The sequence below is a fragment of the Priestia sp. YIM B13489 genome (assembly GCF_042787645.1).
Taxonomy (GTDB): Bacteria; Bacillota; Bacilli; order Bacillales; family Bacillaceae_H; genus Priestia; species Priestia megaterium.
The window spans coordinates 3411017-3435480 of record NZ_JBHZOQ010000053.1 but is presented as its reverse complement, the minus strand read 5'-3'; the positions used below and the strand labels follow the sequence as shown (position 1 = coordinate 3435480).

Genomic DNA, 24464 nt, shown 5'->3' with positions numbered 1-24464 from the left:
TTTTATTATCCAATATGAAAAGTTGATTTTACGAACTCAATAACTTCTTCCGTAGAAGACATTGATAGAATTGTATCTAAATGAGGTTCGATATCAGCTTTTGATAATTGACGGATTTGAGAACGAGCTTTCAGAATAGATGTTGCACTCATTGAGAATTCATCTAAGCCTAAACCTAAAAGAATTGGAATTGCAATCTCATCTCCTGCCATCTCTCCACACATGCCTACCCACTTACCTTCTTTGTGAGCCGCTTTGATTACCATATTCACCAAGCGAAGAATCGCTGGGTTATACGGTTGATATAAATAAGACACGCGCTCATTCATGCGGTCAGCAGCAAGCGTGTATTGAATTAAATCATTTGTTCCGATAGAGAAGAAATCTACTTCTTTAGCAAATAAATCTGCGATTACCGCTGAGGAAGGAATCTCTACCATCATCCCTACTTCGATGTCTTCCGAAACTTGTACGCCTTCTTGTTGAAGTTTAGCTTTTTCTTCTAAAAGAATAGCTTTTGCTTGACGGAACTCATCAACAGTAGCAATCATAGGAAACATAATTTTCAGATTACCGTATACGCTTGCACGTAGAAGCGCACGAAGCTGTGTACGGAACATGTCTTGCATCTCTAGACATAAGCGAATGGCACGGAATCCTAAGAATGGGTTCATTTCTTTTGGTAGATTTAAATAAGGAAGCTCTTTGTCTCCACCAATATCAAGAGTACGAACAACCACTGGTTTGCCTTCCATACGTTCAAGAACTGTTTTATAAGAAGTAAACTGCTCTTCTTCCGTCGGAAGATCTTCGCGGCCCATATATAAGAATTCTGTACGATAAAGGCCAACGCCTTCGCCGCCGTTTTCTAATACGCCTTTTACATCTTCTGGTGTACCAATGTTAGCTGCAAGTTCAACGTGATGATCATCAGCTGAAACCGTTTTTTCATTTACAAGCTTAGCCCACTCAGCTTTTTGTTCTGCATACTCAGCGGCTTTTTTCTCGTAAGCTTTTACCGTTTCTTCGCTTGGATCAACGATAACTTCGCCATCTAAACCATCAACAATTACTAATACGCCGTTTTGAATGTCTTCCATAACTGTTTTTGTACCTACAACAGCTGGGATCTCCATGGAACGCGCCATAATTGCTGAGTGAGAAGTACGTCCGCCAATATCTGTTGTAAATCCTTTTACGAACTTACGATTTAACTGTGCTGTATCAGACGGCGTTAAATCTTCTGCGATAATGACAACTTCTTCTGAGATTAAGCTTGGATTTGAAACGTTTACACCTAAAAGATGAGCTAATACACGTTTTGTTACATCACGGATATCAGCAGCACGTTCTTTCATATATTCGTTGTCCATTGACTCAAACATATTAATGAACATTGCCGCTACTTCATCAAGTGCATGTTCAGCGTTTACATTTTCATTTGTAATTTTATCTTTAATTGGATTAATAAGTTCAGGATCGCTTAGAACTAATAAGTGAGCTTCAAAGATTTCTGCTTTGTCATCTCCAAGTTCTTTACGAGCATGCTCTCTAATAATTTCAAGTTCTGATTTTGACTTTTCTAGCGCAGCTTCTAGACGTGCTACTTCTGCTTCAACTTCAGTTACTGATTTTTTTTCAACGGTTAATTCTGGATTTTCTAGACGAAATGCTTTAGCAATAGCAATGCCGCTAGAAGCGGCAATGCCTTGAATTTCCTTTGTCATTATTCGCCTAATCCTTCTTTGCTCATTGTATCTTCAAGAGCAGCAAGTGCATCTGCTTCGTCAGAACCTTCTGCAGAGATAGTGATTGTAGCGCCTTTTTGAATACCTAAAGACATAACGCCCATGATTGATTTTAAGTTTACAGTTTTACCGTTGAATTCTAAGTTGATATCAGAATCAAATTTGCTTGCTGCTTGTACTAAAGTTGTTGCTGGACGTGCGTGAATTCCTGAGTCTGCTGTTACTGTAAATGTTTTTTGTGCCATGTTAAATCAATCTCCTTTTTACTTTGAAATGTTAATAATATTTGCTTCTTGTTGAGAAACTTGGCCCTGCTTTAAGATATCAATTTTTTCATCAGCTTGTAAATTCGTGAAAATGATCGGCGTAATCGTCGATGGCGCATTTTCTTTTACAAAGTCTAAATCAATTTTCAATAGAGGCTGTCCTTTTTTCACTTCATCGCCTTGGGCAACTAAAGCTTCAAAACCTTCGCCTTTTAAATTAACTGTATCAATACCAACGTGAATTAAAATTTCACGTCCAGTCGTTGATTCAATACCTAAAGCATGTTTCGTCGGGAATAAGTTTACTATTTTTCCGTCCACTGGTGCAACTACTGTGCCTGTTTTCGGAATAATCGCAAAACCGTCACCCATTAATTTTTGTGAAAATACCTGATCTGGTACTTCCGATAAAGGTACCAATTCTCCCTCAATCGGTGAAACAATATCATTACCATTATCGCTTCCTACTTCAGATGTTGCAACAGGTTTTTCAATTGTTTTTGTCTCTTCTTTTGTGACAACCGGTGTTTTGCCATTCATAATGTCTTGAATTTGACCTTTTAACGTGTCAGATTTCGGACCGAAAATAGCTTGAATATTGTTACCAACTTCAAGAACACCAGCTGCTCCAAGTTTTTTCAAGCGGTTTTTATCAACATTACCCACATCATCTACTGATACACGCAAACGCGTAATACAAGCATCTAAATGTGTAATGTTTTCTTTACCGCCAAGTGCTGCTAAAACATTTGTTGGAAGCTCTGCTGCTTCTACTTTTACATCTTCTTCTCCTTCTTCTTTATCTTCACGACCCGGTGTTTTTAAGTTAAATTTACGGATTGCAAAGCGGAAACCGAAGTAGTAAATAACTGCTAGAACTAAACCTACTGGAATAACTAGCCACCATGCTGTACGGTTTTGCATGACTCCAAATAGAACGTAATCGATAACCCCACCTGAGAATGTCATACCGATTTTAACATTTAATAATTGCATAACCATAAATGATAAACCAGCAAATACTGCGTGAATTGCAAATAGTACTGGTGCTACGAATAAGAATGAGAACTCAAGCGGCTCTGTAATACCCGTTAAGAAAGATGTTAAAGCAGCTGAACCCATGATACCAGCTACATATTTTTTGTTTTCAGGACGAGCTTCATGATAAATCGCAAGAGCTGCTGCTGGCAATCCGAACATCATGAACGGGAATTTACCAACTTGGAATGTTCCTGCTGTTAAAGGCACGCCATCTGCTAATTGAGCAAAGAAAATCTTTTGGTCACCGTGAATATGTTGACCTGCTTTATTAACGTAATCACCAAACTCAAACCAGAACGGAGAGTAGAATATGTGATGAAGTCCAAATGGAATTAATGAACGTTCAATCAATCCAAATACAAAAGCTGATAAAGTTGGGTTTGCATCAATCATGTTAGTAGAGAAAGCATTTAATCCGCTTTGAATTGGCGGCCAAATGAAAATCATAATAACACCTAAAACAATTGAAAATACCCCAGTAATGATTGGTACAAATCGTTTTCCCGCAAAGAACCCTAAATAAGATGGTAATTCAATATTGAAATAACGATTATACATGGATGAAGCTAAAATACCTACTATGATACCCCCGAATACACCTGTAGCTAACGTAGGAATTCCTAAGATGCTAGTGTAAGCTGGATTGGCACCCATTTTGTCAGGATCTAGTTGTCCTGTAGCAACTAAGATTGTGCTCATCGTTTTGTTCATAATTAAGTAGCCTACGATTGCAGCAATACCTGCTACACCGTCACCACCAGCTAAACCAACGGCAACACCAACGGCAAACAATAGCGATAAGTTGTCAAATACAATTTGACCCGCTTGCGACAAAACATTTGAAACCAATTGAACCCAGTCTGCACCAAGTGCCGGTACTGCATCCAACAATGTAGGGTTTTGAAGCGCTGTCCCTACTCCAAGTAAAATCCCTGCTGCCGGTAAAATCGCAACCGGTAACATAAGCGCTTTTCCGACTTTTTGTAATACTCCAAAAAGTTTTTTAAACATGGCGCTTACCTCCTTTTATATATTTAGTGTGCAACAAGCTATTTATTTGATACGTGAATCATTAACGCGCTTTCATAAAACGCTTTCTTTAACTAGAAAACTCCTTACATCTCCTGGTGTCCTGAAGCCTAAGCTTTAAATGATTGCGCTTTCTTATAACAAAAAAAGGCATGAGGAAAAAGAAACGATAAATGGATACACTCATCCAATTACACATCGCTTCATTTCTCACTCATGCCTGATCGTATCAGTAACACGTATTGAAATGATTTTATAAATCCGTTTTTGTTATAAGTCGCTGCAGATGCATCGTTAAGTAAACTGCTTCTGCTTCATACACAGGTAAATGTAACGCTTGCTGCATTACTTTTATCACTTTCCAAGACACATTGTAACACAGGGGATATTCTTCTTTCAATAGCAAAGCAATTTTTTTTGGCTCTTCTATTTTTTCTCCTGTTTTTACTCGATCAATCGCAAAATGCAAATGACGAATCAATCTCATATAGTGCACAGATTCTTTGTCTACCTGCAGATGAAGCGATTCTTCAATCACATTAATAATCGTTTGAATAAGCTGCGAGTCTTGATTCACTTCCAGCAGGTTTTTTTCAGTCAGCGCACTGTGGATATGAAGTGCAATAAAACCAATTTCTCCTACTGGAAGCTGCACGCCTATTTTGCGACTAATAATTTCTACCACTTCAGATGCGATCGTATATTCCTCTGGATATAAAGCTTTGGTTTCAAGTAAAAATGGATTTTTAAGCCCCATTCCCTGCTGAAAACGTTTTATCGCAAACGCGATATGGTCCGTCAATGAAATGTGTATATGCTCATTCAAAGGAATGTTAACACGCTTTTGAATGTGCGTTACAATATCATTCATCATTTCAATCACGTCTTCATCCACTTGCGCTAAAAGCTGCTTGTACTGTTCTTGTTCTTCTTCACTCTTTAACAAAAACATTTTCTCCACGGCTTTTGCATCGATTTCATCGCCTTTTTTCTTATTGAACCCTATTCCTTTCCCAATTAGCACAACTTCATCATAGGTAAGGTGTTTAGCAATTAATACATTATTATTAAGTACCTTTTCTACAAAAAAGGACTCTTTCACGAATCCTTCACTCCCCTGTTTCGGCTTTCTATTATTTGCTTTCCTATCTTACAAATAATACGCATAACCGTCAATTCATTTTTCTTTGTTTCAAATATTATTGAACTAAACTATTTGAGTTACGTATTATCTTAGTAGTTCTTTACTGGAAACGCAACGTCTTTTTTGCTCGTCCCATAACAATTTTTCATAATAAAGTTTTGAAGCATAACGCTCAGAATGAATACACCCGCTTGTAAAAGCGTAAAAAGAACAAGTGAAGTGGTAATAGATACCAGCAACACCCCATAGTGAATCAGCAAAATATCTACTATACGCAGCCCCGCTATAATCATTCCAGCTCCAACAAAAAATTCTTTGGCTACACTCCAAACAAGGAGAATTGTAACAATACAAACGTAAATCATCGTTGCATTTACGGAATCATGAGTAGCGGACGCAAACCATCCCGTATAAAACCAATTATTATGAAAATATGCTAACAGCATAAACATAATAGTAGAAGTAATGGCGAGCGTTCCGAGAAAAAATGTAGCGTAATGCACAAATGTCATATACCGTTCTGTTAGCCATACATACCAAATCTTTGAAATGCTAAAGCCTATAGTCATTAAAACGCCTGTATAAACTGTTTTCCACCAGTGATGTGTATAAATATCCCAGTGTAAAAATAATTCTTCAATCCCCATAAACATAGCTGAAATGAATAAAATATAGCGAAATTTTAATTGATAAGCAGCTACCACCATAGCCATGATGGGAAAAGCAAACGCTTGAGAAGTTAAGGACCCAAACAAATTATCAAAATATTCATTGGTCATAAAATCAGGATCGTAATCGTAACTTTCAAATAACACAAATACAATATATTCTAGTACATAAGCCATTCCAATGATAAAAAAAAGCAAAACGACTAGCTTTTTATCTTTTTTACGTATGAATACTGTAAGCAAAACGGCTGTGCTGATAATAATCAATGCAAAAAAAGCAGTATAATGAGGCATAGACGTCTCCCTTTTACGACCTAATTATTACTTAGAGTAAGACGTTTTAGCCAAATTATACATAGCTAGCTTCTATTCAAAAGAGCTTGAGACAAAACTACATCAATCCAATCTAAAGGCGAACAAACGGGATACATGAGACAGTATAGATCGCTTTCTACACTGCTGTTGATTTCCGTGCAAGACTTTGCTTTCCGCGGGCGGCCGCTGAGCCTCCTCGTTGCCTACGCTTCTGCGGGGGCACACTTCTTCCGCTTTCCCGCAGAAGTCTTCGCCTGACCTTTTAATCTACATCTAGAAGCCACTACATACCTGAAACCTGCGTTCACCCTACCAATGAAAAAATCCGAACGACTCATCGTTCGGATCTTCCTTCAACTAACATACTTTTGTTTCAGCCTCTTTTAACTCTTCAGCTTACAAAAAACGGAATGGTATCTATTATCCTTCAATCATTTTTGAAAGGTTAGCCATTTCGATAGCTGATGCTGCAGCTTCCCATCCTTTATTTCCTGCTTTTGTTCCTGCACGTTCAATTGCTTGCTCAATTGTTTCAGTTGTTAATACACCAAAGATAATTGGCACGCCTGTTTGCAAGCTTTGAGATGCAACGCCTTTTGCTACTTCATTACATACAAAATCAAAGTGTGGAGTAGCTCCTCGAATAACGGTTCCTAGCGTAATCACTGCATCATATTTTTTAGATTCAGCTAATTTTTTGGCGATTAATGGGATTTCATAAGCGCCCGGCACCCAAGCCACGTCTACGTCTTCATCAGCTACGCCGTGACGTTTGAGCGCATCTTCTGCTCCACTAAGTAAACGGCCTGTAATAAATTCATTAAAACGCCCTACCACGATTCCGATTTTTAATCCTGTGCCTACTAAATTTCCTTCATATAAATGATTCATCTTTTGTTCCTCCTGCTAGTATTAATATATAGTTATTTACATTTCTTTTCATGAATTAGCTTCATTTGTTATAACGAAAAAAAGTGTAAAATTATAAATGTAATAAATGACCTAATTTTTTAGCTTTTGTATCTAAGTATTTTTTATTGGCATCCACTGCCGGCATTTGAAGAGGCACTCGCTCGATCACTTCAAGGTCGTAGCCTTTTAGCCCAGTAATTTTACGAGGGTTATTCGTTAAAAGCTTCATTTGTTTGACTCCAAGGTCTTTTAAGATTTGAGCACCGATTCCATACTCTCGTAAATCTGCAGCAAACCCGAGTTTTTCATTCGCTTCTACGGTATCGTATCCTTCTTCCTGCAGCTTATATGCTCTTAGCTTATTTAGTAAGCCAATACCTCTGCCCTCTTGACGCATATACAGCAGAATGCCGCGTCCTTCTTCTTCAATTTGCATAAGAGCTGCGTGAAGCTGAGGACCGCAGTCGCAGCGTTCAGAACCAAACACATCTCCAGTCAAACACTCAGAGTGAACACGAACAAGAACGGGGCTATTATGATCAATATCACCTTTGATAAGAGCCACATGTTCTTTATTATCAAGTTTATTTGTATATCCTACAGCTTTAAACTCACCAAATGCCGTAGGTAAGCTCACTTCTACTTCACGGCTAATAAGCTGGTCATGTTTGCGGCGGTAGGCAATCAAATCTTTTATTGTAATCATTTTTAAATCAAATTGCTCTGCAATTTTTGTTAAATCCGGTACACGTGCCATTGTTCCATCTTCATTCATAATTTCACAAATAACACCCGCAGGCTTTCCTCCTGCTAATACTGCTAAATCAACAGCAGCCTCTGTATGACCTGCACGCTGCAGAACGCCCCCGTCTTTTGCAATCAATGGGAAAATATGTCCTGGGCGTTGAAAATCACTTGCTACCGTCGCTTCATTTACAAGAGCCATAACGGTAGCAGAACGTTCATATGCACTGATACCTGTTGTACTTGAAATATGATCAATACTTACTGTAAATGCTGTGCCATGTACATCCGTATTGTTCGCTACCATCGGGTGAAGATTCAATTTATGCGCAATTTCTTCATTAACAGGTGTACAAATTAATCCTCTTCCATGAGTAGCCATAAAGTTAATAACCTCAGGCGTCGTTTTTTCGGCTAATGCAATAAAATCTCCTTCGTTTTCTCGATCTTCATCATCGCATACAATAACCACTTTTCCCTTTTTTAACTCTTCAATGGCTTCTTCTACTTTATGAAACATCTCTTTCACCTCACTGTTAATTTGTAAAACCATGCTGCTGCAATAAATCCTTCATGTTACCTGAACGATTCGAGGCGCCAGGAGTTGACTTATTTGTCATCATCTGATGCATATATTTAGCTAACATATCGCATTCAATATTCACCTTGTCTCCTCGCTGTTTGTCTCCAACGACTGTGTGAAGCACCGTATGAGGAATAAGAGAAATAGTAAATGATTGGTTGCTGACATCAAAAATAGTAAGACTTGTTCCGTCTACGGAAACAGATCCTTTTAACATCATAAATTCACGAAGTTCAGGATCGACTTGAATTTCATAATAAAAAGCATTTCCTTTACGTGTTTTGCTTACAATAGTTCCAATTCCATCAACGTGTCCGCTAACGAAATGCCCTCCAAACCGGCCATTTGCAGCCATCGCCCGCTCTAAGTTAACACGTGATCCAACGGTTAGAAGCTGAAGGGTACTTGCTTTAATCGTCTCCGGCATGACGTCGACCGTAAATTCATTTTGAGAGTAAGCCGTTACGGTTAAACAAACGCCGTTAACTGAAATACTGTCTCCTAAGTTCACATCTTCTAACACGGTCTTCGCATCAATCGTAAGAACAATTGCTTCTGTAGCCTTTTGAATACGTTTTATTTTTCCAATTTCTTCAATAATACCTGTGAACATTTTCTTCACCTGCTTTGGCGCTATTCCAACTTCTTATACCGTTTTGAAATAGCAGCTGCTTTTTTTTCATATTTATCTTTCCCCCAACCACTGAAAATAAAAAAGCCCCTTGAACAAATGTCCAAGGGGTCGGCTGAGCTGAATCAGTTTTATCTATGCAAAATTCCGCTAATTGTATACGAAATAAACAGTTATATTTTGTGTACAAAAACAAGGGTAGCTTTAAAAAAGGCAAGCGTGCCCCTTATTAATTCAACACAAAAAAAACAACTGTGCTTCCTGATCCTTCTCCCATCCAGACTTTTACTGTCGGCTCTAGATTTTAACTAGATCCACCGCTAACATACATCGTATGAAAACGGGTCACGGGCTTAAAAGCATACGCTTTATCACCGCCGGTTGGGACTTACACCCGACCCCGAAGGATAATATATTCGACTGCTATAGTCTTATTTGTTTTACATTATAGCAAAGTAAAATCGACTTGTCACATCATTTAACTTCGTTTTTTCACATCTATTTTTTAAAATCCAGCTTTTAGCTTATTTTTTCTTTTTTAATACATAGCATCCATACAAAAGCTAGTCCAATATAGCCAAATATCGGATACAAAAACTCAAGAAGCTGGGCATATCCGAATTGCCCAATAATAAAGCAAGCCAAGATAATAAACGCAAAAGCTTGTTTGTCATTGAGGGGAAGAAATGACTGAAGCTGCTTAGCGATGCCAAATACATTTCCAATCAATGTAGTAAAAATCTCGCCCAACACAACTACCGTAAATAAAACATTCACCCACGCTGAGATATTTTTAACAACGGCACTCATCGGAATATCAAGTTGAAATGAATAAGGCAAATTGGAAAGGGCAAGATGAGTAGAAACAAGCATAAACGTAAGTACACAACCTCCTATTAAGGCCCCTTTTGTAATCACGCTCCTATCTTTCACCGAGCTTCCTAATGGGACCAAAACGGCCTGAGCCAAAGCTAGATTCAGGGAAATATATAAAAAGGGACTAACCGCCCACTTCCACTGCGTGACGAGCGTTAAATCCGGCTTCGTTTGAATCAGTGAGAAATAGCTGATATTCGGCATAAATATGATAAAAGCAAATGAAAGCATCATCGGCACAACAAGAGAATTAACCATTAAAATACCGTTAATTCCTTTTGCGATAAATATATAAGTTAAAACAATTGTAAAAATCATCCCAACAGGAGGCCACAGCCCAAACTGTTCTTTTCCTATTGCTCCCGTACTCGCTAGCATGACTGAAGTTACTCCAAATAAAATGACAATCATTACACCGTTTACCACTTTTCCAAGCACATCACCAAATAAATATGTATTAAGCTGCTGATAAGAAGAAGCCCCAATTGCGTGCGAAAGCAGCATCATTTTTGAACCTAGCCAAATAAAAAACAAGCCGCTGACCAAAATTCCGACCATTCCAAGTTCCCCGTACTGTGTAAAAAATTGAACGATTTCCTTGCCTGTTGCAAAACCGGCTCCTACAACGGTGCCTACATACGTAGCAGCAACCTGCAGCGTGAGTTTCCACCTTTTCATGCCCATCACCCTTCTATCCTTCATAGTTCACTATATGTAGAAACGATAAAAAAAAGACGAGCCTTTTCACGTGTAAATCTACGCACATCCCAGTGCTTGTGCCTTTTGGTTTATTTTTTTCATTTTCTTTTTGTATTTCTCACAAAAAACTCTTTAACCCCTAACATAACAGTCATTTTCAAACAAAATATACGGATATTTTCCCTTTAGCTTTTAAATTTTCCTCAATATTTGCTGGAAATTCACAATTTACTGTTGTATAATTTCTAAAAATCAGATAAATTATTAAATAAGTATTCTTTCTATTTAAAAAAATATGTTTCAATTATATACAATTGATTCTTATCATGAGAGGTGGAGGGACTGGCCCTTTGAAACCTCAGCAACCAGTCGTTAGAGACATGGTGCTAAATCCAGCAAGCAATTTATTGCTTGGAAGATAAGAAGGCGAAAAAAGTCTTCTTCTTAAGAAGACTTTTTCTATTTTATCGGCATATTGCATAAAACGAATCACTCGTGAAATAGAAGCGGAACAATTTAAGGAGGTTTTGACATGGGGTTACTTGAAGATTTAAAGTCTAAAATTTTAATTGGGGATGGTGCCACTGGTACCCTCCTTTACTCACACGGTATTGACAGCTGTTTTGAAGAACTAAACATCACCAAACCAGAAGAGGTTGCTCGTATTCACAGAGCCTATGTAGAAGCTGGTGCAAACGTTATTCAAACAAATACGTACGCTGCTAATTATCAAAAACTTGCCCGTTATGGATTAGAAGATTCAGTCAAAGACATCAATGTTGCTGGTGTAAAATTAGCGAAACAAGCTGCAAAAGATCAGGCTTACGTGGTTGGTACACTCGGCGGAATTCGTTCTTTCCAAAAAAACGCTATTAGTTTAGAAGAGGTTAAGCGAAGCATTCGTGAACAGATGTTTTGGCTTTTAAATGAAGGCGTGGATGGCCTTTTGTTTGAAACATACTATGATTTCGAAGAATTAAAAACCGTTCTTACACTGGCAAGAAAAGAAACGGATAAGCCTATTATTACTCACGTTTCCCTGCATGATATTGGCGTACTGCAAGATGGCCGCCCTTTAGCAGATGCATTAAAAGAATTAGAGGCGCTGGGAGCAGATGTTGTCGGGCTAAACTGCCGTTTAGGTCCTTATCATATGATTCAGTCTCTTGAAGAAGTACCGCTTCCTGATCGTGCTTTCTTATCTGCTTACCCTAATGCCAGCCTTCCGGCGTATGTGGAAGGAAAGCTGGAATATGAAACAAATGAAGACTACTTTGTAGAAAGCGCGCGTTTATTCCGCGAACAAGGGGTTCGCTTAATTGGAGGATGCTGCGGTACAACACCAGCTCACGTACGCGCAATGTCATCTGCCTTAAAAGAGCTGCCTCCGATTACAAGCAAAGTTGTTAAAATGAGACCTGCCGTTACGGTTCAAGAGCGTGAGCAGCAGGATAAACCTCATATGCATGAAATTGTGAAGAAGCGCCGCTCGGTTATCGTCGAGCTAGATCCGCCTAAACAGCTTGGTCCGACGAAATTTTTAGAAGGCGCAAAAGCACTTGATAAAGTCGGCGTAGATGCTATTACATTAGCTGATAATTCTCTTGCCTCACCTCGCATCAGCAACTTGGCAATGGCAACACTGATGCAGCAAGAAACAAAAGCACGACCGCTTATTCATATTACCTGTCGCGACCGAAATTTAATTGGACTTCAATCTCATTTAATGGGACTTCATACGCTAGGAATGAATCAAGTACTTGCAATTACGGGTGATCCGTCAAAAGTTGGCGATTTCCCTGGCGCCACTTCGGTCTACGATTTATCTTCATTTGACTTGATTAGTTTAATCGCTCAGTTTAATGAAGGACTATCTTATTCCGGCAAACCACTTGGTCAAAAAACCAATTTTTCCATTGCAGCTGCCTTTAACCCAAACGTGCGTCACTTAGACCGAGCCGTTCAGCGTTTGGAAAAGAAAATCGACTGCGGGGCTCACTATTTCATTACTCAGCCTCTCTATTCAACTAAGCAAATTGAAGAGGTATATGAAGCAACCAAACATTTAACAACACCGGTATATATCGGTATCATGCCGTTAACAAGCGCAAGAAATGCTCGATTTATTCACCATGAAGTACCTGGAATTAAATTATCAGAAGATATTCTAGAACGCATGGATGCAACGGGAAATGACCGAATCCGCGGTGAAGTCGAAGGTCTTGCGATTGCAAAAAGCTTAATTGATACAGCATATGAGTTATTTGACGGTATTTACTTAATTACGCCGTTTATGCGCTATGAAATGACCGAAATTCTAACACGCTATATTCATGACAAGCAACTTGTTACATCAGAAAGGAAGATATAAATGAGCTCACTTATCGAACAACAACTAAAGAAGCGAATACTCATCATCGATGGAGCAATGGGAACGATGATTCAAGATGCTGATTTAACCGCTGAAGATTTTGGCGGCGAAGAATATGAAGGCTGCAACGAATATTTGACTCGAACAGCGCCTCATGTGATTCAGCGCATTCATGAAGAGTACTTTGCAGCAGGTGCTGACATCATTGAAACCAATACGTTTGGCTCAACATCTACCGTACTTGATGAATACGATTTAGGTCACTTGGCGTATGAATTGAATATCGAAGCTGTGAAGCTTGCTTGTGCAGCCCGCGATAAATATTCAACTCCCGAATGGCCTAGGTTCGTAGCTGGAGCTATCGGTCCTACCACTAAAACTCTCTCTGTTACCGGAGGTATTACATTCCCTGAGTTAGTAGAATCGTATGAAGAGCAAGCTCGAGGTTTGTTAGACGGCGGCGTTGACTTGCTTTTAGTCGAAACCTGTCAAGATATGCTGAACGTAAAAGCCGCATTTTTAGGTATTACAGCGGCGTTTGAAAAACTAAAAACCGAAGTTCCTATTATGATTTCAGGAACAATTGAGCCGATGGGAACAACTCTCGCTGGTCAAGATATCGAATCTTTTTACTTATCACTGGAACACATGAAGCCTCTTTCAGTCGGACTTAACTGCGCGACAGGCCCTGAATTTATGACGGATCATATTCGCTCTCTTTCAGACCTAGCCACTTCAGCAGTTAGCTGTTATCCAAACGCTGGACTTCCGGATGAAGAAGGCAATTATCATGAATCCCCTGAGCTGCTTGCTCAAAAAATTAAAGGGTTTGCTGATAAAGGCTGGCTGAACTTTGTAGGCGGATGCTGCGGTACAACGCCTGCTCATATTAAAGCACTGGCGGAAGCGGTAAAAGAGGTTGCGCCCCGTTCGCTTGATCGCTCCGAGCATAACCATGCTGTAACCGGTATTGAACCGCTTGTATATGACGATTCTATGCGCCCTCTTTTTGTGGGAGAACGTACGAATGTAATCGGTTCTCGCAAGTTCAAGCGTCTGATTGCGGAAGGAAAAATTGAAGAAGCATCTGAAATTGCGCGTGCTCAAGTTAAAAATGGTGCTCACGTTATTGATATTTGCTTGGCAGATCCGGACCGTGAAGAAATGGAAGACATGGAGGAATTTATTCAAGAAGTTGTAAAAAAAGTGAAGGTTCCTCTTGTAATCGATTCAACGGACGAGAAAGTTATTGAAAAAGCTTTAACGTACTCGCAAGGTAAGGTCATTATTAACTCCATTAACTTAGAAGATGGTGAAGAGCGTTTTGATGCAATCTTACCGCTAGCAAAAAAATTCGGTGCAGCTCTGGTTGTCGGTACAATCGATGAAACAGGCATGGCCGTTACTGCAGAACGAAAAGTAGAGATTGCTAAACGCTCACATGATTTGCTTGTTGAAAAACATGGCTTTAATCCAAAAGATATTATTTTTGACCCTCTTGTGTTTCCTGTAGGGACTGGTGATGAACAATACATTGGTTCTGCTGAAGAAACAGTTAAGGGGATTAAAATGATTAAAGAAGCCCTGCCTGATTGCCTGACCATTCTCGGCGTAAGTAACGTGTCATTCGGTCTTCCTCCAGTCGGACGTGAAGTACTAAATGCGGTTTACCTTTATCACTGTACGCAGGCTGGACTCGATTATGCCATTGTTAATACCGAAAAGTTAGAGCGCTATGCTTCTATTCCAGAAGCTGAAATTGAGCTTGCTAATGCGTTATTATTTAACACAACTGATGAAACGTTAAGCACGTTTACCGACTTTTATCGTGATAAAAAGAAAGAAGCAAAAGTAGAAATTTCTACGTTAACACTCGAAGAACGATTGGCAATGTATATTGTCGAAGGTACAAAAGAAGGATTGCTTCCTGATTTAGAACAGGCTTTAGCTCAATATGATGATCCGTTAGATATTATTAACGGACCGCTTATGAAGGGGATGGCGGAAGTTGGACGTTTGTTTAATGACAACCAGCTGATTGTAGCAGAAGTGCTTCAAAGTGCGGAAGTGATGAAAGCATCCGTTGCCTTTTTAGAACCTCATATGGAAGCAACTGAAAATGATTCTGGAAAAGGCAAAGTTATTCTTGCAACGGTTAAAGGCGACGTGCATGATATCGGTAAAAACTTAGTAGACATCATTTTAAGCAACAATGGTTTTAAAGTAATAGATTTAGGAATTAAAGTAACGCCCCAGCAGCTGATTGAAGCAGTAAAAGAAGAAAAGCCAGACATCATTGGCCTGTCAGGTCTTCTAGTAAAGTCAGCTCAGCAAATGGTTTTGACTGCCCAAGATTTAACACAATCAAGCATTGATGTTCCAATTATGGTAGGAGGCGCTGCCCTTTCCCGTAAATTTACTGACTTTAAAATTGCCCCGGAATATGAAGGTGCGGTCCTCTACGCCAAAGATGCGATGGACGGATTAGCGTTAGCAAATAAGCTGCAGAACAAAGAAGAAGTTATTCAGCTTTTAGCAGATTTAAAAACGCGGCAAGAAAAGAAAGTAACGGTTCGAGAACGCCAGCCTCAAACCGCTCAAGCAGCTACGGCTGTTTTAGAAAGATCCGCCATTTCAACGGACTCTCCTGTTTTTGTACCTGCTGATTTAAAGCGCCACGTTGTTAAACACTACGATTTGGCACAGGTTCTTCCGTATATTAACTGGCAGATGCTTTTAGGCCATCACTTAGGACTAAAAGGAAAAGTGAATAAGCTGCTTGCTGAAAAAGATGAGCGTGCTGTTCAATTAAAAGAAACCGTTGATGACCTGCTCGAACTGGCACTAAAAGAAAACTTAATTAAGCCAGCGGTTATTTATCAGTTCTTCCCTGCTCAAGCAGACGGAAATGATTTAATTATTTATGATCCTGCTGATGAAAAAACAGAAATTGAACGCTTTACCTTCCCTCGACAAGCAAAAGGACAGTTCTTGTGCTTATCTGATTTTGCAAAGCCTAAAGAAAAAGAGATGGACTATGTATGTTTCTTCTCTGTAACAGCAGGAACAGGCATTCGCGAACGCGCGGCGAAATTCAAAGAAAACGGCGAGTTTTTAAAGAGTCACGTGTTCCAAGCTCTTGCGCTTGAACTAGCTGAAGGATTAGCAGAACGTGTTCATCAGCAAATTCGTGACCGCTGGGGATTCCCCGATTCGCCTGACTTTACAATGGCGGAGCGTTTTTCAGCCAAATACCAAGGTCAGCGTTTTTCATTCGGATATCCTGCATGTCCAGACCTTGAGGACCAAGCAAAACTGTTTAAATTACTTAAACCTGAAGACATCGGCATTCAGTTAACAGACGGTTTCATGATGGAACCAGAAGCTTCTGTTACAGCCCTTGTTTTTGCACATCCTGAAGCGAAATATTTTAACGTATTGTAAAATATGGCCGCGGTCTTTTAGACCGCGGCTGTTTTTTTACAGTGAACAAACCTGAAAAAAAGGCTGCGACAAATGGGTTTTAGCTGAAGAAAGATCCGAACCGTAAATCCAGATTCTTAATTGAGAATCAACTGCGTTCGGATTTTTTTCATTGTGATCGTGAACTGGATTTCATGTAGCTGTTTCTAGCTGTTGACTGAAGGGCAAGGCGAAGACTCCTGCGAAAAAAATTGATGCAGTTATGTCTTAATCTCTTTGAATTCACCGCCGGTCTGAGCTTTTTTTATGAGTTTCTTGGGAAACACTGATAGAATAAGGAATGTAATAAATTTGTAACGCTCTTGTCACAGCAAATTTTTCAGGGAAAGGAATTTTCAAGCAATGATTAAATTATTTGTAAGCGACTTAGATGGCACTCTTTTACACGAAGAAAAATACGTAGAACAGCATAATGCAGACGCACTTAGTGAACTTCAGCGCCAAGGAGTAGAGGTTTGTCTTGCGTCTGGACGAATGGATACGGAAATTTTAAAGATTTCTACTGATATTAATAATACATTTCATCGCATTAGCCAAAACGGAGGATTTGTGTGGACCAAAGAAAATCAAGAACTTCATGGAAAAGTGTTTGAAGATGATTTAGCGGTTCAACTTTATAAAAAAACGATAGATCCTAACCGTATTACGCTTGTCTGTTCAAACGACACGAATTACGTAGAGCAGCGAAATGAAATTATTGAAGCGATTGAAACTCACATGTTTTTCCCTATCGAAGAACAAATTGAAATGACGGATTCATTTGGTCACGCTCTTTCTCCATCTAAAATCACGGTTCTTGGAGATCATGATGAAATGGTAGCTCTGCAAAAAGAAGTGAACGAAGAGTTTGGTGATTATATTGATACATATATTTCTGCCAAGCAGTGTTTGGATATTATGCCTAAACATATCAGCAAAGGAAATGCCATTGAAATTTTATTAAATCATCTTCAGCTAAAACCAGAGGAAATTGCATGTGTGGGGGATTCATTTAATGATATTCCTATGTTTCAATTAACGCCGAACAGTTTCGCTATGGCTACAGCTCCTGAAGCTGTGCAGCGCCACGCCTCTGCTGTTGTGTCATCTGTTAGTGAAGCAGCGGGTATTGTTTTAGAAAAAAATAAGCAAACCATCTAAAAAAAGCGGTCAACGTTTAAATTGACCGCTTTTATCTATTTAATAAGAAAACGGTAGTTATTTTTTCCGTAAAGAACGAAAAAATTCACCTAAGCTTTTTTGCTTTCCATCTGCATGCTCTCCGTGATTAACCAAGCTGCTGATTCTTTCTCGTCGAACAACAACCATAATAAGAGTGGCAAAAAAGATAATGGAAACGGCAATGACAACCAGTGCAAGAACGGATGCTACAATAGCTTCAGAAGTCGTTAGTGACGATAGCATCTGCCTCGTACACCTCCATTTCGTTTGTGGCGAAAAGGAGCCTAGCAATTAGAAATGCAAATAATCTTTTTTCTCAGCTTGATGCATGTTATTATACACCATTTTCATTTTAGAAGCTGTAGCTTTTAAAGACGTAGACGAATCCACATCTTCGGCTAACATAATGTTTACTAAGTCAACCACAGAACGAGACAACAACTCTACATTATTTTGCAACTCTAATTCGTCATAAGTCGTACGGTCTTGAAGACGAAGTCGAATAATTTCATTTGCTAGCTCCCTAACACGCACTAATTGTTGATGTTCTCCCATAGTATCTCCGCCGCAAGAAACTTATAATCAGCCCTTTTATTGGCTTTTATAAGAGCTAGAAATCCCTGCAGCTTACCCCTCCTTATAAAGATGCCTAGCACACCTTTATGTAAATCACACTTTCACCTTGTTTACATGTATATTCGCTATAGCTGGTTCTTTTTCCTTTTGAAATTAGGAGTCATCGTCAACGACCTTCTTCGTTTATCGTTCAGATTTCAAATTTTTAAGGATGTGATATACGAAAATTAAAACGCCAATAGCCGTAAGTGTTGCGCCTGCTGCCACTACGGGTGTAAAAGCTTGGTTTTCTAGTACGATCATGAAAAATAAACCAATCATCATGACCGGTAATCCTATATTATGCAACCATACGTGCAGTTTGGCTAATTTACTTTCGCTAAACGCAGGAAACAAATAATAAATAAGTCCCGCTAACGTAAGCGACGTCCATCCTAATAAATTGATGTGCACGTGAACAGGGGTCAAAGCGTAGCTGTGAACAATTGACATATAATACCCCAATATGATGCCAAGTCCAAAATAAACGGCTGATATTTTAATTAATTTAATTCCCATCATTTTCTCCCCCTTATATCCCCCTCCGACTTCTGTACTACTTTACGCAGGAAACGTCATTTTAGAAGCGGAAGTTAGCCAAAGGACACGAAATACGGAGTATGATATCTAAAAAGAGGATTCTTTACCGCAAACACAAAAAACAGCTGAGCAAAAGTACTCAGCTGTCTATTTTAAGCAATATAATGCAGCACAAAATTCAAGAAAAACAACAGCGCGCTTACATACATAAACATCGATACTTCACGCATTTTACCAAGGAATAATTTAAGCAGTGGATACGCAATGAACCCAAATGCAATTCCATCAGCAATGCTGTACGTAAGAGGAATAAGCGCAATAATTAAAAATGCAGGGAAACCTTCTGTTAAGTCCTGTAAATTGATGTTTTTGATATTTTGAATCATCAATGCTCCAATAACAATAAGAATAGGTGCAATAGCACTATCTGGAACCAGCTTGATAAATGGAATAAACAGAAGTGAACTTAAAAATAAAACTCCTGTAATCAGTGATGTTAAACCCGTTCGCCCTCCAGCTGCAATACCAGATGCTCCTTCTACAGAAGACACCGTTGGACTTGTTCCAAACACGCCGCTTAGCAAAGCTGAGGCGGCTGTTGCTTGAAAGGCCCGCGGAAATTTGCTATCTTGATTCATCATACCTAGCTGACCATGCAGCAAACCGATATTTTCAAAAATCAATACCATTGTTAATGAAAAGACAGCTGCCCAAAACGCAACGTCTCCAATAGCTCCAAAAGACAATGTGCCAAAGCTGCTAAAAAAGTCGTTTACGCTCCCAGCGGACTGTCCTTTTTCTGCACCGCTTCTTACACCAAGTAAGAAGGCAAGGACTGATCCAGCAATCATGCTTAACAAAAAGTTACCTTTCACATTTCGGATAAACAGTACGATTGTGATAATTAACGTCAACAGCGTACTGATCACAAACGGATCTGACAAGTCTCCAAGTGCTACAAAAGTGTTTTCGCTTGGAACTACAAGCTTCCCTTTTTGCAAACCAATAAATGTTAAAAATAAGCCAACACCGACTGTTATCGCTTCTTTTAGCGAATGCGGAATCGAAGAGACAATTTTGGCAGACAGTCGTGAGAAAGCTAATGCTATAAAAAGAAAGCCGGATATCACTACTGCTAATAACCCTTCTTGCCAAGATAACCCCATTGATTGAACCATCGTATACGTAAACAATGCATTAATCCCCATACCTGGCACCAAAATAAGAGGCGCGTTTGCCCAAAAAGCCATAATAACACAGCCTACAAAAGCCGAAGCTACTGTTGCGAATATTCCTGCTTCAAGCGGAATACCAGCATCAGACAAAATGGTTGAATTAACAGCAATAATATACACGATGGAAAGAAATGAAATGACCCCAGCTAAACTTTCTTTTCCAACAGTTGTTTGGTGGTCGTTTAAACGAAACAACTTTTCAAATAATGCGTTCAATCTAATTTCCTTCTTTTCATCTATCCCTCGCCCACCCAGTGACCAAAAATGCCACCGAAGTTATTATAGCAAAATCAACAATTGTTGCAAGGAAAACTTGTCTCCTTTAGCTTAAGCGTTCATTCCTTATTTAAAACTGTTATCATTTTCTAAACGTAACGTCTTGCATTCATTCTATATATATCTTGGACTGGACATAATAAAAGAGCGCTTTATCAGCGCTCATTGTTTTAATAATAATAAGGATAATATGGTGGGTACGGCGGATAATATGGTGCTGGATAACCGTAATAACCTGGACCTCCTAATGCACTTCCAAGAACTAATCCTCCAAGAAATGGAGCTCCAAAGCCCCAACCCCAAGGGCGACCAAAGCCAAAGCCAAAACCAGGACGACCGAAACCAAAACCTGGGCGACCGAAACCGAATCCTGGACGACCAAAGCCTCCGAAACCGAATCCTGGACGACCAAAGCCTCCAAAACCACCGAATGGTCTTCTTATGTCATTAATATCAAATTCTTGCATGATACATGCCTCCTCAAATTATATTTCATTCTCTTTATTACATATGTTATTCACCTACTTCTTGCATAGGCGATCGCCTCTTTTTTTGTGATTTCTTAAAAAATATTCCTTTTCCACCACCTCGTTAGGATTAAACAAGCGTAGAGACATATATTTTTTAAGGCTTTGAAACATACTACATGTAACTTATGTAAAATAAGAGAGATGAAACGAGGAATGGACCTTTACGATTTTCAGCACCTGCTGCAATGAGGAATAAACATAATATGAACGCATAAAAAGAACGCTCAACAAAAATGTTGACCGTTCTTCTTATGAAAATACATAACGATTTTTTATTAATTTATCTGACCCTTTGCTTGACCGTATATGCCCTAAAGCTATATAATCCCCTTTTTATACAATGCGCTTTGAACATAAAATCATAGGAGCGTCTCCCCAAACGCTGCTATGTATGTATATCTGTAATCGCTTACAAACCTTTAATAAAAAACCGATATGATTTTCTATCTATTTACATTAAACAATATTTCAGGCTAAATTTCAACACATTTTTTGTTTTTCTTTGTACTCAGCAAAAAAACAGGTGATATAGCACAGTGATTTTCCTTTTTTCCTGTCCCTTTTACTTATAGCCATAATCGTTTATAGTTTATAACGAAAGGAAGTGACGCAATGTCTGATCAACTAGAAGAATACTTAGAACGAGGAATGTACGGAGCAAAGGAAACAAAAAGAGACGAAAGAAGATATTTCTTAACTGCTCTACGTGAGAATATTGAACTTGCGCTAAAAAAAGGGCAAGTCATGAAAAAGGATGCAGCAAAAATAAAGCCTCTTTTAAAAAAAGTGAAAGACGGTCATTTGTTTTTAAATGGCTCCTTGTCTTACTCATACCTCTCCCCCTATATTCAAGCGGCTAACCAACATAAAGTGCCTTTTACTATCGTTCAGAACTTAGAAGCTGATACCGATATTGGTCTGGTTTTAACAGGTTCTGAAGGCAGTTTGGAACGAGATATTTTTTTAGACTAAAAAAAAGAGCCAGAACGGCTCTTTTTTATTTGGCAAATACATGATGATCAATTGTTTTAATTACAGCACGTGAACGAATCCAGTTATCGGTAGCTGTTTTTGGATTATAAAAGTAAATGGAATCGTCTAAACGATCTTTTCTAGTCAATGCTTGCTCTACTGCTTTTTTCGAATCTTCTGAAGCAGGTTTGTTAATTGATCCGTTTTGGACCGGTGAAAAAGCGTATGCTTTTCCGACAACTTGTTTAATAACTCCTGTTACCGTATCTGGAAACTTCGGAGAATCTACACGGTTTAACACCACTGTTGCTACCCCTACTTTTCCTTCATATGATTCGCCTTTTGCTTCAGCTTCTACTAAGCGAGCTAATAAATCTTTTTCACTTGCTGAAATCGAAACTGCAGGTGTTTCCTGCTCTGCGGGTTTTGCTTCTGGTTTTGCTTCTGGCTTAGCTGGGGCTGCCGTTGAAGGTTCCGTTGTTTCAGCAGCCAGCACTTTTGTCTTACTCGGAATCGCTAATGTTTCACCAATATAAATCATATCTCCTTGACGATTGTTTAATTTTTTAATGTCGTCAATTGTTACACTATATCTTTTACCTAACTTCCAAAGACTATCGCCTTTGACTACTTTATAATTAGTTGCAGCCGTAGCTGTTGCATTAAAACCTATAAATGAAAGAGTAGCTAAACAAGCTACTACCATTGATTTCATATAACTATGTTTCATAGGTAATACCTCCTGAAATTTCGTATGGTATTACTCTATCATAGCAATATAGGGGTTTCACCGAACGATTCAATTACATTTCTTTAAGTTTGATGAACAAAATTACGTTCGGAACACAATTATGACATTGTACCTTGTTTTTTGTCATAATAACGGTAATTTTTCTAAAATACAGGTATATTTTCCCGGTTTATTTCAGTTTAATCAGAAATTTCTTCATTCATTTTTCCCTTATAATTCTTATGATAAACATTTAAATTCATCTAATTTTACACAAAAAAGCTGAATGTTGTAATCAACATTCAGCTCTTTTTAATCTTCGATCTCAATTTCTACAACATCATAGAAATCAATCACTAGCTTAGCACCCGTATCATCCATAAACGTAAAGACGTCTTGATCATCTGATAAATGTATCACGTATCCGGTCAACTGCTGTTCACTGTTGTCGTAAACAGTAGTAATTAGAATTTTTTTATGATCTACATATGCTTCTTCTAATAACGAATGGAGGTCATAGTCCCCGTCATCTTCGGGCCGGTTCGTTAACAGCATCCCATAAGTCGTCATTCCATTTTTATCTTTCCATATATGATCTGCAAAATAAAAAGGTGCTGTACTTTTTCGAAACTCATCCATAATATCCCTCCTATAACTAAACACGTTTATTCGCTCTTACCGTACGTTACTAAATAAACGCACAAGCACTTGTAACAGTATATTCTCTACTGTACAGGCTCATACATCCATTATATAAGGCATAATCAAATAATGCCATCATTTCGTTTAGCTCCTAGGAATTTCTAGATACGTATAGGTGAAATCTCCACCGCGTCCAGCTATTCCACGAAAATGTTTGAAATCAGGGCGATTTACTAAAAAAGGGCGAAAAGCAAGAAAGTCTTCTTTTTTAACTTTAATTTCGGTTACTTTTCCTTCACTTAACTCATTCAACATGTTTATTGCTGTTTGTTCATCCATTCAGTTTCACCTCGCTTTTAACTGTTCAGCCAATTTTGCAGAGATGCAAATTGAGCTTTTGCTTCTTTATATCCTTGGTTGTAAAGAGCGTCGAGACGCTCACGATTCTTCTCAATTCGCCCTACTACAAGAGGGGTTTGCGGACGAATCACAAAGATATTCCCCTGTCTTTCCTGTTCTTCAATATATGACAATGTTTCATTATACAATTTATAGCGGTTCTCAAGCGCACGAGTCAGCCCATCATAATGACGATATTTGCGCTTCAATAACCAAAGCATATTTGATTTCTTTTTTCGATATCCTTCGTTTCGCGTTAGCACAACAATATTTTTTCTATATCCATCCTGCACTGCTTTTTTGATTGGAATCGGATCACTGATTCCTCCATCTAACAGCTCTTTTCCTTTATATGTAACGACAGGTGCTAAAAATGGAAGGGAACTAGAAGCGCGAACCGCTGTCAAAATGTCCCGGTCATATTCATCAAAATAAACGGGTTCTCCCGTCAAGCAGTCCGTTGCTCCTACTACAAGCTTCTCTGTACGCTCAGCAAATGCCTCAAAGTCAAATGGAAGAAGCTGATTAGGAATTTCATCAAAAACGAAATCCATTCCAAATATCTCTTTTGTTTTAAAATAGTTTTTCCACGACAAGTAGCGAGGATCCTCTAAAAAATCTAAATTAGCTTTGCGACTTCTTCCTATTTGTCTAGATAAATAAGAAGTGGCATGACAAGCGCCGGCTGAAACGCCAATTACATACGGAAGGTACAGATTTCTTTCCATAAAGTAATCTAAAACTCCAGTTGTATAAAGGCCTCTCATACCGCCTCCTTCGAGCACGAGTCCAGTATCTTTCAATTTCTACACCTTCTAATTCTTATAATTTATGACAAGATTATACCTCGTTTA

The 24464-nt window shown here is 38.8% G+C and carries 22 protein-coding genes and 2 riboswitches; of the genes, 4 read left to right on the top strand and 18 right to left on the bottom strand.

The genetic code is table 11. The features are described from left to right. Positions 1-5: 5 nt before the first annotated feature. The 9 genes from ptsP to ACFX4W_RS23395 form a co-directional block, all read right to left on the bottom strand. Positions 6-1727: a phosphoenolpyruvate--protein phosphotransferase gene (gene ptsP / locus ACFX4W_RS23435; protein ID WP_013082261.1), complete on the bottom strand. Its 1722-nt coding sequence runs from the start codon at positions 1725-1727 to the stop codon at positions 6-8. After that, positions 1727-1993 (bottom strand): phosphocarrier protein HPr, encoded by a 267-nt coding sequence (locus ACFX4W_RS23430; RefSeq protein ID WP_013056011.1) that lies wholly within the window; start codon positions 1991-1993, stop codon positions 1727-1729. The genes ptsP and ACFX4W_RS23430 overlap by 1 nt, the downstream gene beginning before the upstream one ends. An 18-nt stretch (positions 1994-2011) precedes the next feature. Next, positions 2012-4066 carry a glucose-specific PTS transporter subunit IIBC gene (ptsG, locus tag ACFX4W_RS23425; RefSeq protein WP_013056010.1) on the bottom strand — a complete coding sequence of 685 codons (2055 nt, stop codon included), beginning with the start codon at positions 4064-4066 and terminating at the stop codon, positions 2012-2014. A gap of 271 nt (positions 4067-4337) precedes the next feature. Beyond that, positions 4338-5186, bottom strand: a complete 849-nt coding sequence (glcT, locus tag ACFX4W_RS23420) for a glucose PTS transporter transcription antiterminator GlcT (RefSeq protein ID WP_013056009.1) — start codon at positions 5184-5186, stop codon at positions 4338-4340. A gap of 131 nt (positions 5187-5317) precedes the next feature. Continuing rightward, a complete protein-coding gene (locus tag ACFX4W_RS23415; RefSeq protein WP_097824004.1) occupies positions 5318-6190 on the bottom strand; it encodes a hypothetical protein in 873 nt (290 codons plus the stop codon). 441 nt (positions 6191-6631) lie between these two features. Further along, positions 6632-7102, bottom strand: a complete 471-nt coding sequence (ribH, locus tag ACFX4W_RS23410) for a 6,7-dimethyl-8-ribityllumazine synthase (RefSeq protein ID WP_013056007.1) — start codon at positions 7100-7102, stop codon at positions 6632-6634. A 91-nt stretch (positions 7103-7193) separates the two neighbouring features. Further along, positions 7194-8387, bottom strand: a complete 1194-nt coding sequence (locus ACFX4W_RS23405; RefSeq protein ID WP_043980584.1) for a bifunctional 3,4-dihydroxy-2-butanone-4-phosphate synthase/GTP cyclohydrolase II — start codon at positions 8385-8387, stop codon at positions 7194-7196. Positions 8388-8403: 16 nt separating this feature from the next. After that, positions 8404-9063, bottom strand: coding sequence for a riboflavin synthase (gene ribE, locus ACFX4W_RS23400; RefSeq protein WP_013056005.1), 660 nt, complete (start codon positions 9061-9063; stop codon positions 8404-8406). 279 nt (positions 9064-9342) lie between these two features. Next, positions 9343-9493: riboswitch (FMN riboswitch) on the bottom strand. Positions 9494-9600: 107 nt separating this feature from the next. Then, positions 9601-10635 carry a YkvI family membrane protein gene (locus ACFX4W_RS23395; protein ID WP_237074669.1) on the bottom strand — a complete coding sequence of 345 codons (1035 nt, stop codon included), beginning with the start codon at positions 10633-10635 and terminating at the stop codon, positions 9601-9603. A 339-nt stretch (positions 10636-10974) separates the two neighbouring features. Then, positions 10975-11081, top strand: a riboswitch (SAM riboswitch). A gap of 107 nt (positions 11082-11188) precedes the next feature. On the opposite strand from ACFX4W_RS23395, the gene ACFX4W_RS23390 reads away from it, so the two are divergent. The 3 genes from ACFX4W_RS23390 to ACFX4W_RS23380 all read left to right on the top strand — a co-directional run bounded on the left by ACFX4W_RS23390 (position 11189) and on the right by ACFX4W_RS23380 (position 17650). Beyond that, the gene (locus ACFX4W_RS23390; protein WP_043979601.1) at positions 11189-13027 is read left to right on the top strand and encodes a bifunctional homocysteine S-methyltransferase/methylenetetrahydrofolate reductase; all 1839 of its coding nucleotides are present in this window, start codon (positions 11189-11191) and stop codon (positions 13025-13027) included. Continuing rightward, entirely contained in the window at positions 13028-16471 is a 3444-nt protein-coding gene (gene metH / locus ACFX4W_RS23385) for a methionine synthase (protein ID WP_043979603.1), read from the top strand. Between the two features lie 381 nt (positions 16472-16852). Beyond that, positions 16853-17650 carry a Cof-type HAD-IIB family hydrolase gene (locus ACFX4W_RS23380; protein WP_013082254.1) on the top strand — a complete coding sequence of 266 codons (798 nt, stop codon included), beginning with the start codon at positions 16853-16855 and terminating at the stop codon, positions 17648-17650. Between the two features lie 57 nt (positions 17651-17707). Here ACFX4W_RS23380 and ACFX4W_RS23375 read toward each other — a convergent pair whose 3' ends face one another. The 5 genes from ACFX4W_RS23375 to ACFX4W_RS23355 all read right to left on the bottom strand — a co-directional run bounded on the left by ACFX4W_RS23375 (position 17708) and on the right by ACFX4W_RS23355 (position 20804). Further along, positions 17708-17914 carry a hypothetical protein gene (locus ACFX4W_RS23375; RefSeq protein WP_013055999.1) on the bottom strand — a complete coding sequence of 69 codons (207 nt, stop codon included), beginning with the start codon at positions 17912-17914 and terminating at the stop codon, positions 17708-17710. 48 nt (positions 17915-17962) lie between these two features. Beyond that, a complete protein-coding gene (locus ACFX4W_RS23370) occupies positions 17963-18226 on the bottom strand; it encodes a hypothetical protein (RefSeq protein WP_013055998.1) in 264 nt (87 codons plus the stop codon). A gap of 204 nt (positions 18227-18430) precedes the next feature. Continuing rightward, positions 18431-18805, bottom strand: coding sequence for a cbb3-type cytochrome c oxidase subunit I (locus tag ACFX4W_RS23365; RefSeq protein WP_043979607.1), 375 nt, complete (start codon positions 18803-18805; stop codon positions 18431-18433). Between the two features lie 173 nt (positions 18806-18978). Then, the gene (locus ACFX4W_RS23360) at positions 18979-20277 is read right to left on the bottom strand and encodes an NCS2 family permease (RefSeq protein ID WP_013055996.1); all 1299 of its coding nucleotides are present in this window, start codon (positions 20275-20277) and stop codon (positions 18979-18981) included. Between the two features lie 230 nt (positions 20278-20507). Further along, positions 20508-20804, bottom strand: coding sequence for a hypothetical protein (locus tag ACFX4W_RS23355; protein ID WP_043979610.1), 297 nt, complete (start codon positions 20802-20804; stop codon positions 20508-20510). Positions 20805-21479: 675 nt separating this feature from the next. On the opposite strand from ACFX4W_RS23355, the gene ACFX4W_RS23350 reads away from it, so the two are divergent. Further along, positions 21480-21839: a YueI family protein gene (locus ACFX4W_RS23350; RefSeq protein WP_013082250.1), complete on the top strand. Its 360-nt coding sequence runs from the start codon at positions 21480-21482 to the stop codon at positions 21837-21839. A 25-nt stretch (positions 21840-21864) separates the two neighbouring features. Here ACFX4W_RS23350 and ACFX4W_RS23345 read toward each other — a convergent pair whose 3' ends face one another. From ACFX4W_RS23345 to ACFX4W_RS23330, 4 genes are all read right to left on the bottom strand, one after another. Beyond that, entirely contained in the window at positions 21865-22569 is a 705-nt protein-coding gene (locus tag ACFX4W_RS23345) for a cell wall hydrolase (protein WP_043979612.1), read from the bottom strand. A 312-nt stretch (positions 22570-22881) separates the two neighbouring features. After that, the gene (locus tag ACFX4W_RS23340) at positions 22882-23208 is read right to left on the bottom strand and encodes a hypothetical protein (RefSeq protein WP_013082248.1); all 327 of its coding nucleotides are present in this window, start codon (positions 23206-23208) and stop codon (positions 22882-22884) included. 147 nt (positions 23209-23355) lie between these two features. After that, on the bottom strand, positions 23356-23550 hold the full coding sequence (locus ACFX4W_RS23335; RefSeq protein ID WP_013055990.1) for a hypothetical protein: 195 nt from the start codon (positions 23548-23550) through the stop codon (positions 23356-23358). A 17-nt stretch (positions 23551-23567) separates the two neighbouring features. Next, a complete protein-coding gene (locus tag ACFX4W_RS23330) occupies positions 23568-24413 on the bottom strand; it encodes a patatin-like phospholipase family protein (RefSeq protein WP_043979615.1) in 846 nt (281 codons plus the stop codon). Positions 24414-24464: the final 51 nt, after the last annotated feature.

Bases quoted from the DNA above. Each gene is read 5' to 3' on its own strand.
- ribH (WP_013056007.1), bottom strand. From the start codon at position 7,102: ATGAATCATTTATATGAAGGAAATTTAGTAGGCACAGGATTAAAAATC.
- ACFX4W_RS23380 (WP_013082254.1), top strand. From the start codon at position 16,853: ATGATTAAATTATTTGTAAGCGACTTAGATGGCACTCTTTTACACGAA.
- ACFX4W_RS23370 (WP_013055998.1), bottom strand. From the start codon at position 18,226: ATGGGAGAACATCAACAATTAGTGCGTGTTAGGGAGCTAGCAAATGAA.
- ACFX4W_RS23405 (WP_043980584.1), bottom strand. From the start codon at position 8,387: ATGTTTCATAAAGTAGAAGAAGCCATTGAAGAGTTAAAAAAGGGAAAA.
- ACFX4W_RS23390 (WP_043979601.1), top strand. From the start codon at position 11,189: ATGGGGTTACTTGAAGATTTAAAGTCTAAAATTTTAATTGGGGATGGT.
- metH (WP_043979603.1), top strand. From the start codon at position 13,028: ATGAGCTCACTTATCGAACAACAACTAAAGAAGCGAATACTCATCATC.
- ACFX4W_RS23355 (WP_043979610.1), bottom strand. From the start codon at position 20,804: ATGCAAGAATTTGATATTAATGACATAAGAAGACCATTCGGTGGTTTT.
- ACFX4W_RS23350 (WP_013082250.1), top strand. From the start codon at position 21,480: ATGTCTGATCAACTAGAAGAATACTTAGAACGAGGAATGTACGGAGCA.
- ACFX4W_RS23335 (WP_013055990.1), bottom strand. From the start codon at position 23,550: ATGGATGAACAAACAGCAATAAACATGTTGAATGAGTTAAGTGAAGGA.
- ACFX4W_RS23375 (WP_013055999.1), bottom strand. From the start codon at position 17,914: ATGCTATCGTCACTAACGACTTCTGAAGCTATTGTAGCATCCGTTCTT.
- ACFX4W_RS23415 (WP_097824004.1), bottom strand. From the start codon at position 6,190: ATGCCTCATTATACTGCTTTTTTTGCATTGATTATTATCAGCACAGCC.
- ACFX4W_RS23365 (WP_043979607.1), bottom strand. From the start codon at position 18,805: ATGGGAATTAAATTAATTAAAATATCAGCCGTTTATTTTGGACTTGGC.
- ACFX4W_RS23340 (WP_013082248.1), bottom strand. From the start codon at position 23,208: ATGGATGAGTTTCGAAAAAGTACAGCACCTTTTTATTTTGCAGATCAT.
- ptsP (WP_013082261.1), bottom strand. From the start codon at position 1,727: ATGACAAAGGAAATTCAAGGCATTGCCGCTTCTAGCGGCATTGCTATT.
- ACFX4W_RS23395 (WP_237074669.1), bottom strand. From the start codon at position 10,635: ATGAAAAGGTGGAAACTCACGCTGCAGGTTGCTGCTACGTATGTAGGC.
- ribE (WP_013056005.1), bottom strand. From the start codon at position 9,063: ATGTTCACAGGTATTATTGAAGAAATTGGAAAAATAAAACGTATTCAA.
- ptsG (WP_013056010.1), bottom strand. From the start codon at position 4,066: ATGTTTAAAAAACTTTTTGGAGTATTACAAAAAGTCGGAAAAGCGCTT.
- ACFX4W_RS23430 (WP_013056011.1), bottom strand. From the start codon at position 1,993: ATGGCACAAAAAACATTTACAGTAACAGCAGACTCAGGAATTCACGCA.
- ACFX4W_RS23345 (WP_043979612.1), bottom strand. From the start codon at position 22,569: ATGAAACATAGTTATATGAAATCAATGGTAGTAGCTTGTTTAGCTACT.